The following is a 9,874-nucleotide window of genomic DNA, read 5'->3' as shown; positions in this document are numbered from 1 at the left end:
CCTGGTGCTCGGCCTCTCGTTCCTGGGGGAGGGCCTGGAGAGTTGGCTCAGCGGCGGCGGCAAGAACCTGCGCTCGTCTCAGTAGCGCAGCTTCAACGTGCGGGGGAGGTCCTCGGCGATCTCGCCCTCCTCGGTGAGGGCCGGGTAGGGGCGCCCTTCGCGGCGGCACCAGTCGGCCACCTGGGGGTAGGCCCACTCGAACAGGATCCGGCGGTACTCGCGTTCGCCCCCGGGGATGCCTTCGCCGTGGCTGGGAACCTTGCCGGCCCGCTGCCGCTGGCGCAGGGCTTCAAAGAGGAGGGTGGCCGCCGCGACGCTGACGTTCAGGCTCTGGACCATCCCGGTCATGGGAATGAAGAGCGGCTGATCCACCAGCGCCAGGGCCTCCTCGCTCATGCCCCACTTCTCGGCCCCCATCAGAAAACAGCTGGGGCCGGTGAAATCGCAGTCGCGGTAATCCACCGCATCGACGCTCAGGTGGGTCCCGTAGATCCGAAAACCCTTGTCCTTGAGCCCCTGCAGGCAGCCCTCGATGCTGGGGTGCGGATGCAGCGGCACCCACTTCTGGCTGCCCTTGGCGGTGTTGTTGAAGGTGCGGGGCCGTCCGGGCAGGCTGACGACATGGGCCTCCAGGGCGCCGACGGCGTCGCAGGTGCGCAGGATCGCCGAGAGGTTGTGGGGCTTGTCCACCTGCTCCATCACCACCGTCAGATCGCCCATCCGGTGGTTCAGCACGGATTTCAGGCGCTCAAAGCGGCGGGGAAGCAGCGGCATTGGCTTGGCAGGGGCCAACATCCATCGTGTCTGATGGCCGTTCGCCGCCCATGGAGCGGAGCTTTGATCAGCGGGTCTGGCGGGCCGTCGCCCAGATCCCCCCGGGGCGGCTGGCCACCTATGGCCAGATCGCGGAACTGATCGGTGCCTATGGCTGTGCGCGGCAGGTGGGTTGGGCCCTGCGCCGCCTGCCCCTGCCCTCGGAGGTCCCCTGGCAGCGGGTGGTGAATGCCCAGGGCCGCATCTCCTTAAGCCTCAGCCGAGAGGGCTCCGATTGGATGCAGCGGGATCTGCTGATCGCCGAGGGCATCCCTGTCGATGCCGACGGCCGGCTTCCCCTGGCCCAGTACCGCTGGTCACCGGGCGCTAGTTGTGGGGGATGAGCAGCGCACCCCCCGGATTGGCCTCCCGCCAGGTGGCATGGCAGGTGCTGCAGGCCGTGGCCGCCGGGGCCTATGCCGATGGGGCCCTCGAGCGGGAGCTGGGCCGGGTCTCGCTCTCGCCTCAGGACCGCGGTCTGGCGACGGAATTGGCCTACGGGGCGATCCGGCAGCGGCGCCTGCTGGATGCCTGGCTGGACCAACTGGGCAAGGTCCCGGCCGAGCGGCAGCCCCCGAAGCTGCGCTGGCTTCTGCACCTGGGTCTCTATCAGCTCTTAAGCAGTGATCGCATTCCCGCCTCAGCCGCCGTCAGCACCACGGTGGAGTTGGCCAAGCGCGGCGGCCTGAGCCGGCTGGCCCCGGTGGTCAACGGCATGCTGCGGGCCTTCCTGCGCCGCCAGGAGGCCGGCGAGGCCCTGCCTCTGCCCAGTGACCCGGCGGCGGCCCTGGCCATTCGTCAGTCCCTGCCGGATTGGCTCGCGGCGGCGCTTTTGCAGTGGCAAACCTCGGAGCAGGCGGAGGCCTTCGCGCGGGCCTGCAACACGCCGCCGGCCCTGGACCTTCGGGTCAATGGCCTGCGCTCCACACCCGAGGCGGTTCAAATGGCCCTGGCCGCGGCGGGGGTGGTGGCCGAACCGATCGAGGGTCTGCCGATGGGCCTGACCATCAAGGGCCGCTCCGGTGATCTGCGCCATCTGCCCGGCTACGACGAGGGGCACTGGTGCGTTCAGGACCGATCGGCTCAAAGGATTGCGCCGTTGCTCGATCCCAAGCCCGGTGAGCGGGTGCTGGATGCCTGCGCGGCCCCGGGGGGCAAGAGCACGCACCTGGCGGAACTCATGGGCGATCAAGGGCAGGTGCTGGCCCTCGATCGCGGTGAGGCGCGTCTGCGCCGGGTCGCCCGCAACAGCCAGCGCCTGGGCTTGGGTTGCATCGAGACCCGCCATGGGGACGCCGTGGAATTGGCCTCGGAAGCCCCTGAACTCCTGGGGCAATTTGATGCGCTCTTGATCGATGCCCCTTGCTCAGGGCTAGGAACCCTGGCTCGCCATGCCGATGCCCGCTGGCGGATTGACCCGGCCGCGATTGAGGGGCTGGTGACGCTGCAGCGGCAGCTTCTGGAGAGATTGCTCCCCCTGCTCAAGCCCGCCGGTCGCCTGGTCTATGCCACCTGCACGGTCCATCCCGAGGAGAACGGCGACTTGCTGGAGGCGTTCCTCAAGGATCACCCTCAGCTGCGGTTGGAGCAGAGCTTCCAGCTCTGGCCCGGGCAACTCGATGGCGGGGGGGATGGCTTCTTCGCGGCGCGGCTCGTCTTGAACTAGGGGTTCGGCGTGCTGCGGCGGCGATCCAGCAGATCAAAGCGGCAGTCGACGTAGCGGGGGTTGGTCTGCATGCTTCCGCAGGGGTCCTGGCGCTTGGCCGGCCGTGCTGGAGCCGGTGCGCTCACGCTGGGTTGGCCTGGAGTCACCGGTGCCGTGGTCTCCTCCGTCGTCACCTCCTCAGTGGTTTCCTCCTCGTCCGGCTTCACCAGCTTGAGGTTTTTGGTGAGGGCCTTCAGTGGATTGAACTTGCCCTTGAGCACCGGCTTGGGCGGGAACTGCTCCACCGGCAGCTCCTTGAGGATCGGGGCCATGTATTCCGACCAGGCCACCACAGCGCGGGAACTGGTGCTCTTGGTCTCTTTGTTGTTGTCGTAGCCCAGCCAGAGGCCGGTGACGAGTTGGGGAACGCCGCCGATGAACCAGAGGTCCCGGCCCCCTTCTGAGGTGCCCGTCTTGCCGGCGGCCGGCCGGCCCGGGGGGACCGCGCCATAGCCCGTGCCGCCGCTGACGACCTTCTGCAGCATCCAAAGCATCGCGTCGGCGATGTCGCTTGGGACCACGCGCTTGCCGGGATCGCCGTTGACGCGTCGGCTCCAGAGCAGTTCACCGCCCGGGCCCAGGATCTCCTCAAAGGGCGTCGGCTTGATGTAGACGCCGCGGTTGAAGATGCCGGCATAGGCGGCCGTCATGTCCAGGATCGTCTGCTCGGTCGCGCCCACCCCCAGCGGGTAGAAGCGGCCCAGCTCCTTGGTGATTCCCAGGCTGTTGGCCGTGGCGATCACCTTGTCGAAGCCCACCTGCTTGAGCAGGCTGACCGAGACGGTGTTGAGCGAGTTCTGCAGTGCCACCCAGAGCGGCACGGTCCCGTAGTACTTGTTCTTGAAGTTTTTCGGGCAGTAGCCGCCGTAGCAAACCTGGCGGTCGGTGATCTTGTCCTCAGGCTTCATGCCCTCTTTCAGGGCCGTTAGGTAGACGAAGAGCTTGAACGTCGAGCCGGGGGAGCGCAGTGCTTGGGAGGCCCGGTTGAACTGGCTGGCGTTGAAGTCCTTGCCGCCCACCATCGAGCGAACCAAGCCGGTCCCCGGTTCCATCGAGACAACCGCCCCTTCCATCGCCCCGGGGGCGTGGCGGTTAATCGTGCTTTGGGCCTTCTCCTGCCAGTCGATGTTCAAGCTGGTGCGAATGGTCAGGCCACCCACCTCGAGTTGCTCCTTGGAGAGCACGTTGGGCAGTTCCTGGGCGACCCAGCTGGTGAAGTAGGGGGCGCGGCTGGTGAAGTACTTCGGCTCCGCCGGCTTCAGCAACAGGGGGGAGCTGTTGGCGTTCTCGAGCTGCAGGTCATCGATGAAGCCGGCCTCGCGCATGCGGCGCAGCACGATCGCTCGGCGCTGCAGGGCCAGGTCGGGATTGACCAGCGGTGAATAGATCGAGGGGGCCGGCGGTAGTCCGGCAATCAGGGCCGCCTCAGGCAGGTTCAGCTCGGAGGGCGTTTTGGAGAAGTAGATCCAGGCGGCATCCGAGACCCCGTAGGCCCCGGCGCCCAGATAGACGTAGTTGAGGTACTGCTGAAGGATCTGCTCCTTGCTCAGCTGGCGCTCAAGCTTGCCGGCCAGCAGCGCTTCCTTGAGCTTGCGAATGATCGTGCGGTCTTGGCTGAGGAAGACCGTGCGCGCCAGCTGCTGGGTGATGGTGCTCGCACCCTCTTCGACCGAGCCACTGGAGATGTTGCGCACCATCGCCCGGCTGATGCCGATTGGATCGATGCCGTCGTGTTGGTAGAAGCGGCGGTCCTCAGCGGCGATGAAGGCCCGCTGCACCAGCAGGGGCATCTGGCCGGTGACGAGCTTCTCGCGGGTCGCCGGACCGAGCTTTTGAATCACCTGGCCATCGCTGGCCAGCAGGGTCAAGGTGCCGGGGCGGTTGTAGCTGCTGACGCCACGCACATTCGGCAGCAGGCTGTCGACGCTGCGGGTGACGACGGCCTGGGTGAGCCCCACCGCCAGGCCGGCACCGGCTCCGACGAGACCGGCTGAGATCAGCTGCCGCCGGCGCCGCTGCTTCACATCACCACCAGGTCGCTGTGGCCGATGGCCAGAGCGGTGACGAGCATGCCGAGCACCAGGAAGGGCTGGGCGCTGGCTTGATACTTCACGTCAAAGGCCACCGGATCGCGCAGCAGCCAGATGTCCTGGAAGGTGATCTGAGGAACGATCAAGAGCACCAGCAGAACAGCAGCGAAATGTTGGCCGATGGCAATCAACACCGCCACCATCGCCAGCTGAAAGACGTCGATCATTCCGGCGCTGATCCAGCTGGCCCTCTCGATGCCAAAGGCCACGGGGAGCGATTGCAGACCAAGGGCGCGATCTCCCTCGACGCTCTTGAAGTCGTTCACCACGGCAATGCCCAAGCCCGCCAGGGAGTAGGCCAGGGTCAAGAACGCCGTGGTCCAGGTCAGGTGACCAAAGAGGGCCTGGCCGGCCCACCAGGGCAGGGCGATGTAGCTCGCGCCCAGGGCGTAGTTCCCCAGCCAGCCGTTCTGCTTGAGCTTCAGCGGGGGAGCCGAATAGATGTAACTGACAAACGAGCCCCCCAGAGCCAGGAGGAAGAGCACGGGGGTGTCGTGGTTGGCCCAACGATCGAGGCCGTAGGCCACGCCGAGTCCGGCCAGCAGCAGCACCCAGATCTGCGCCTTGACCTGCCAGAGGGGGATCGCTCCGGAGGGAATCGGCCGGTAGGGCTCGTTGATCGCGTCGATCTCGCGGTCGTAGTAGTCGTTGATGGTCTGGGTGAACCCAGCCAGCAGCGGGCCGCTCATCACCATGCAGGCGATCGAGGCACCGACCTCAGAGATGCTCCAGTGGAAGTTGCCTGAGGCCGCGGCTCCGCAGAGAACCCCCCAGATCAAGGGAATCCAGGTGACGGGCTTCATCAGCTGAAGCCGGATCTTCCAGATGTTGGTGGTGCCGCTGGCACCTTTCATGCCCAGCAGTTGCCGGGCACCGCCACCAGTGGCGGCGGTGGGGTTGGGGGATTCGCTCACGAAAGGGGCGTCAGGCGGCGGTGATTTCGTCGTCGAAGAACCAGGTGGTGGTGCCGTTGCTCAGCTCAACCACCACGCCGATGCCCTTGCCATCGGTCACCTTGAAGTCCTTGACGGTGCCGGTGGCATCGCTCTGCAGGGCGGAAACCAGGTCGGCGGGGATGCGATCGCGCACCCGGGTGACCCGCACCTTCGAGCCGACGGTGATGGCAGCCTGGGACATGTCCGGCGCGACGAAAAAGTGGCGCCAGGCTAACCCGCTGCAAGCCTTGCCCCCATGGTCGCCAAACGGATCATTCCCTGCCTGGATGTGGCCGACGGTCGGGTGGTGAAGGGGGTGAACTTTGTTGGCCTGCGCGATGCCGGTGATCCCGTCGAGCTGGCCTGCCGCTACAGCGCCTCCGGGGCCGATGAGTTGGTCTTTCTCGACATCGCCGCCAGCCACCAGGGGCGGGCCACCCTGGTGGATCTGGTGCGGCGCACTGCCGAGGCGGTGACGATCCCCTTCACCGTGGGTGGAGGCATCAGTTCTGTGGAGGGCATCACTGAACTGCTGCGGGCAGGGGCCGACAAGGTCAGCCTCAATTCCTCGGCCGTGCGGGATCCGGAGCTGGTGGCCCGTGGCGCGGAACGCTTTGGCTGCCAGTGCATCGTTGTGGCGATCGACGCCCGTCGCCGTGAGGACGGCTGGGACGTCTATGTCAAAGGTGGCCGCGAGAACACGGGGCTCGATGCGGTCGCCTGGGCGCGCCGCGTGGTGGAGCTGGGCGCCGGGGAGATTCTGTTGACCTCGATGGATGGGGATGGCACCCAGGCGGGCTACGAGCTGAACCTCACCCGGGCGGTCTCCGATGCCGTGGATGTGCCGGTGATTGCCAGCGGCGGCGCCGGCTGCATCGACCACATCGCCCAGGCCCTCGATGCCTCACCAGGCGGCGGCCATGCCTCTGCCGCTCTGTTGGCGTCTCTGCTGCATGACGGGGTGCTGACGGTGGAGCAGATCAAGACCGACCTGCTCGGCCGGGGCCTGAACATTCGGCCGCTGGAGGCCGGGTCGCGCGCCGCTTAACCCGCCGTTACAATCCACTCAGCTTTCACCCTCCCACCAGTGCTGGCCCTCGATCAGAGCCATTCCCCAGTGCTGGCCGGAGCCATCGTGCTCGTGGTGATCGTGATGGTGGCCTGGGCCCTGCAACTCATGCAGGCCGCCAGTGATCGCAAGGAATTCTCCTTGATGTTGGCGGGCTGCATGGTCTGCTCCGCGGCCATTGGTCTGGCCACGGTGATGGTCATGACCTTCACCAGTGCTGAGCGTCTGGAGGCCCAGGGCTATCTCTCGGCCCTTGAAACGAACCAGTCCGAATTAATGGCGGCGGGTGTCAGTCTCGACTCGATCTCGCTGCCTTGGGATGCCGCCGAGCCCTGAGTCCTTCGCTGCCATCCCGCCTGGCAATCCCGAGGCGGTGCGCGAGTTGTTCGACCGGATCGCTCCGCAGTACGACCGGCTGAATGACCTGTTGAGCCTGGGGCTCCATCGCCTCTGGAAGCGTCAGGCCGTGGCTTGGCTGCAGCCAGCCCCGGGGCAGCGCTTGCTGGACCTCTGCTGCGGGACGGGGGATCTCGCGCTGCTGCTCGCCGAGAAGGTGCGCCCGGCGGGCTTGGTCCTGGGGTTGGATGCGGCGGCGGCGCCCCTGGAGCAGGCCCGGCGCCGGGCCTCCCGTTGCCCCTGGCTACCCCTGGAGTTTCGCCAGGCCGATGCCCAGGCCACCGAGCTGTCCGACGCCTGGGCTGACGGTGCTGTGATGGCCTACGGCCTGCGCAACCTGGCGGACCCCGCCGCTGGTCTCCAGGAACTGCGGCGCTTGCTCCGTCCCGGTGGTCGCGCTGCGGTGCTGGATTTCAACCGCGCCCTGAATCCCCAGGGACTGACGGCCCAGTTCCAGCGCTTGTACCTGCGTCAGTTGGTGGTGCCCCTGGCGAAACGCGCTGGCCTGGAGGCCCAGTACGCCTACCTGGAGGACAGCCTGGCGCGCTTCCCCACCGGCCCCCAGCAGGAGCGCTTGGCCATCGAGGCGGGCTTCAGCCACGCGCGGCATCAGCTCCTGGCCGGCGGCCAGATGGGGCTGCTGCAACTGATCGCCTAGGGCTCAGAAGCGGAAGGTGGTTTTGACCAGGGCCCCGAGCTGGTTGAAGCTCTCGCCGCTCGGGGTATTGGCTCCCTGCGGCCGGCTCAGGTAGAAGAGCGCCGGCGTCACCGCCAGGTTGTCGCTGACCTGGAAGGCGTACCACCACTCCCAGACGTAGTTGGCGTCGTTGGCGCCCAGGTCCCCATAGAGGCTGGTGGCATAGGTGGCCTGTCCCACCGCCATGCCGGCGCTGTTGCCTTGCACGAAGGCATTGGTCCACTGGAGCCCGACGGTCCAGGAGCGGCTGTTCTTGGCGAGTCCGTCGCGCTCGACATCGGCGGCATAGGTCGTGGTGTTGAGGCCGAAGCCGGCACTCACCGACGGGATCCAGCCGTCTTGGGCGGGGACCCAATAGCCACTGAGGCCGTAGGCCGAGGTGGTGCCTGGATGCTGGAGCTGGCTTTCAGTCACGAAGTTGGTGCTGTAGCCAATCCAGGGTGTTTGGTTCTGGAGGAGGGAGTAGATCGCCGCCAGGCCAAAGCGATCGCGGCCGTAGCCGACCTGGACCGTGCCGGTTCCGCCAGATCCCGCGGTGGCGATGCCGCCCATGGCTGGATCGCCCAGGCCGCCGCGGTCCGCGACGTAGTTCGCACTGACGGACCATCCATCCTTCTGCCACCAGAGTCCCGCCCCGGTGCCGAGGTTCTTGTTGTAGGCCTCGGGTGCACCGTTGACGCTGGTGACATCGAGAACTGTCTGGCTGGGGTAGACGCTGGGCCAGATGGCCAGCATGTCGTCCTGGCCGATGCGCCCACCGAGTGAGACGGTGAAGTCGCCGGCAGGGAATTGATAGAAGAGCCGGTCGATTGAGATCTCGTTGGGCTTCCCGATCTCTTGGAAGGCCACCTCCAGTTGCGAGAGGTGGGTCGGTGCGGGGAAGGGGCCTCCAAAACTATTGCTGGAGAGCGTGAAGTTTCCGGTCCGCATCACCAGGCGCAGCAGGTCCTTGCCGCTGAAGCTCGTGTCGGAGTACAGCTCGAGTTCGTAGTTGAAGGAGGCGGCGCCGAAGCAGCGCCTGGATTGTTCAATGCCGTACTGCAGGAACTGGGGGTCGTCGTTTTGTTTTTCGACGTCCAGGGTTTCGGGGCAGCGGCTCACGTTCCGGCTTTGGGCATTGCCATAGAACTGGTTGCCACCGACCACGAAGACCGCCAGGCCGGAGAGTTTGGTGGTGGTGGAGAACTGGCTGGCCTCCAGCACGCCCACCTTGGCGTCAAGGGCATCGACCCGGCCTCGTAAGACGGCCAGCTCCCGCTCGAATTCCTTCGTCAGTCGCTTGAGTTGATCTGTGACCTCTGTGATTCGATCGAGACAGGTGTTCAGCAGGGCGGCGGCCTCGTAGCGGCTCAGTGCCTGCGTCCCGCTGAAGTTGCCGTTGGGGTAGCCGGCGACGCAGCCGTAGTGCTCGATCAGGTTGCTGAGTGCTTGATAGGCCCAATCGCTGGGTTGAAGATCGGAGAACTGGCTCAGCGTGTTGACCCGTTCCTGCTCCGCCGCGGGGCTGGGCTGGCTCAGTCCCAAAAGGCCAGCCAGGAGGAGCGGACTCAGCCGCGTGATCATCGTCATGGCAGGGTCAGAGTTGGCCCGCGAGGCTTTGCAGCTGGAGGGGGCTCACGCCGACCCGTTGCGGCGGGGTGGCACTGGGCAGGGCCTGCAACATCGCTTGCAGGGTGGTTTGGGCCTGGATCAGCGTTGAGCGCTCCGTATTGGGTTGCGCCAGGGCCGCTTGGATGACGGCGGAGGCAGCCAGCAGAAAACCGCGGGCATCTTGGTATTCGATCGCCTCGACGATCTGGCCCCCCGCTTCTGCGGCGGTGTACTCCGAAGCGGCGACCAGGGCCAGGCTGCGAGCGACGCTGATGGCCTGGGGGCTACTTAGGCGCAGCGGTGCCAGGGCCAGTTCCGCCTGCTGAATGCCTTGGCGTGCGGCGGTCAGTTTTGCCTGGACCAGAGCGGGTTGCGCATTCAGCCGCACCTGCTGGCGCAGGTCCTCGAGCTGGGATTTGAAGCCCGGGATCTGGCGTTGCTGCAGAGGGGCGTCAACGGCGCCGTAGAGCTCGTCGATCGGGTGTCCCACATGGGGCTCAGCTCCGCTGGGGTTGTTGCTGGCTAGCAGTTCTTCGGCGATGAGCAGGTGACCGCGCATCTGCTCGAGGACCACCAGCA

At 66.5% G+C, this 9,874-nt stretch carries 11 protein-coding genes; 5 read left to right on the top strand and 6 right to left on the bottom strand.

What is annotated here, in order from left to right; translation table 11 throughout:
• Positions 1-78 precede the first annotated feature (78 nt).
• Complete coding sequence (trmH, locus tag QZ186_RS10625) at positions 79-774, bottom strand: tRNA (guanosine(18)-2'-O)-methyltransferase TrmH (RefSeq protein ID WP_296416733.1); 696 nt, start codon at positions 772-774, stop codon at positions 79-81.
• Positions 775-824: 50 nt separating this feature from the next.
• On the opposite strand from trmH, the gene QZ186_RS10620 reads away from it, so the two are divergent.
• Positions 825-1,157 carry an MGMT family protein gene (locus tag QZ186_RS10620; RefSeq protein ID WP_296416732.1) on the top strand — a complete coding sequence of 111 codons (333 nt, stop codon included), beginning with the start codon at positions 825-827 and terminating at the stop codon, positions 1,155-1,157.
• The gene (locus QZ186_RS10615) at positions 1,154-2,479 is read left to right on the top strand and encodes a 16S rRNA (cytosine(967)-C(5))-methyltransferase (RefSeq protein ID WP_296416731.1); all 1,326 of its coding nucleotides are present in this window, start codon (positions 1,154-1,156) and stop codon (positions 2,477-2,479) included. Before QZ186_RS10620 ends, QZ186_RS10615 begins: the two co-directional genes overlap by 4 nt.
• Here QZ186_RS10615 and QZ186_RS10610 read toward each other — a convergent pair.
• The 3 genes from QZ186_RS10610 to QZ186_RS10600 all read right to left on the bottom strand — a co-directional run bounded on the left by QZ186_RS10610 (position 2,476) and on the right by QZ186_RS10600 (position 5,745).
• Positions 2,476-4,542: a transglycosylase domain-containing protein gene (locus tag QZ186_RS10610; protein ID WP_296416730.1), complete on the bottom strand. Its 2,067-nt coding sequence runs from the start codon at positions 4,540-4,542 to the stop codon at positions 2,476-2,478. The genes QZ186_RS10615 and QZ186_RS10610 overlap by 4 nt on opposite strands.
• Positions 4,539-5,462: a chlorophyll synthase ChlG gene (chlG, locus tag QZ186_RS10605; protein ID WP_247479764.1), complete on the bottom strand. Its 924-nt coding sequence runs from the start codon at positions 5,460-5,462 to the stop codon at positions 4,539-4,541. The genes QZ186_RS10610 and chlG overlap by 4 nt, the downstream gene beginning before the upstream one ends.
• Before the next feature lie 70 nt (positions 5,463-5,532).
• Positions 5,533-5,745 carry a DUF2862 domain-containing protein gene (locus QZ186_RS10600; RefSeq protein WP_010312876.1) on the bottom strand — a complete coding sequence of 71 codons (213 nt, stop codon included), beginning with the start codon at positions 5,743-5,745 and terminating at the stop codon, positions 5,533-5,535.
• A 54-nt stretch (positions 5,746-5,799) separates the two neighbouring features.
• Between QZ186_RS10600 and hisF the strand changes: the two genes are divergently transcribed.
• From hisF to ubiE, 3 genes are read left to right on the top strand one after another with little or no spacing between them, the layout of a single operon-like run.
• A complete protein-coding gene (gene hisF, locus QZ186_RS10595) occupies positions 5,800-6,591 on the top strand; it encodes an imidazole glycerol phosphate synthase subunit HisF (protein WP_296416729.1) in 792 nt (263 codons plus the stop codon).
• A gap of 39 nt (positions 6,592-6,630) precedes the next feature.
• On the top strand, positions 6,631-6,948 hold the full coding sequence (locus QZ186_RS10590; RefSeq protein ID WP_296416728.1) for a hypothetical protein: 318 nt from the start codon (positions 6,631-6,633) through the stop codon (positions 6,946-6,948).
• Positions 6,932-7,666 (top strand): bifunctional demethylmenaquinone methyltransferase/2-methoxy-6-polyprenyl-1,4-benzoquinol methylase UbiE, encoded by a 735-nt coding sequence (gene ubiE, locus QZ186_RS10585; RefSeq protein WP_296416726.1) that lies wholly within the window; start codon positions 6,932-6,934, stop codon positions 7,664-7,666. The genes QZ186_RS10590 and ubiE overlap by 17 nt, the downstream gene beginning before the upstream one ends.
• Positions 7,667-7,669: 3 nt before the next feature.
• Here the strand turns inward: ubiE and QZ186_RS10580 are convergent, their stop codons facing one another.
• Positions 7,670-9,274 carry an iron uptake porin gene (locus QZ186_RS10580; protein WP_296416725.1) on the bottom strand — a complete coding sequence of 535 codons (1,605 nt, stop codon included), beginning with the start codon at positions 9,272-9,274 and terminating at the stop codon, positions 7,670-7,672.
• A 7-nt stretch (positions 9,275-9,281) separates the two neighbouring features.
• The coding region (locus tag QZ186_RS10575) for a hypothetical protein (RefSeq protein WP_296416724.1) at positions 9,282-9,874 on the bottom strand (593 nt) is incomplete at its 5' end.

Source organism: Vulcanococcus sp. DEBay_Sum29NL08_54, assembly GCF_017859255.1.
Taxonomy (GTDB): Bacteria; Cyanobacteriota; Cyanobacteriia; order PCC-6307; family Cyanobiaceae; genus Vulcanococcus.
This window is presented reverse-complemented; position numbering and strand designations above follow the sequence as displayed.

Excerpts from the sequence above, each read along its gene's own strand:
- hisF (WP_296416729.1), top strand. The coding sequence starts at position 5,800 with ATGGTCGCCAAACGGATCATTCCCTGCCTGGATGTGGCCGACGGTCGG.
- chlG (WP_247479764.1), bottom strand. The coding sequence starts at position 5,462 with ATGAAAGGTGCCAGCGGCACCACCAACATCTGGAAGATCCGGCTTCAG.
- QZ186_RS10600 (WP_010312876.1), bottom strand. The coding sequence starts at position 5,745 with ATGTCCCAGGCTGCCATCACCGTCGGCTCGAAGGTGCGGGTCACCCGG.
- trmH (WP_296416733.1), bottom strand. The coding sequence starts at position 774 with ATGCCGCTGCTTCCCCGCCGCTTTGAGCGCCTGAAATCCGTGCTGAAC.
- QZ186_RS10580 (WP_296416725.1), bottom strand. The coding sequence starts at position 9,274 with ATGACGATGATCACGCGGCTGAGTCCGCTCCTCCTGGCTGGCCTTTTG.
- ubiE (WP_296416726.1), top strand. The coding sequence starts at position 6,932 with ATGCCGCCGAGCCCTGAGTCCTTCGCTGCCATCCCGCCTGGCAATCCC.
- QZ186_RS10620 (WP_296416732.1), top strand. The coding sequence starts at position 825 with ATGGAGCGGAGCTTTGATCAGCGGGTCTGGCGGGCCGTCGCCCAGATC.
- QZ186_RS10615 (WP_296416731.1), top strand. The coding sequence starts at position 1,154 with ATGAGCAGCGCACCCCCCGGATTGGCCTCCCGCCAGGTGGCATGGCAG.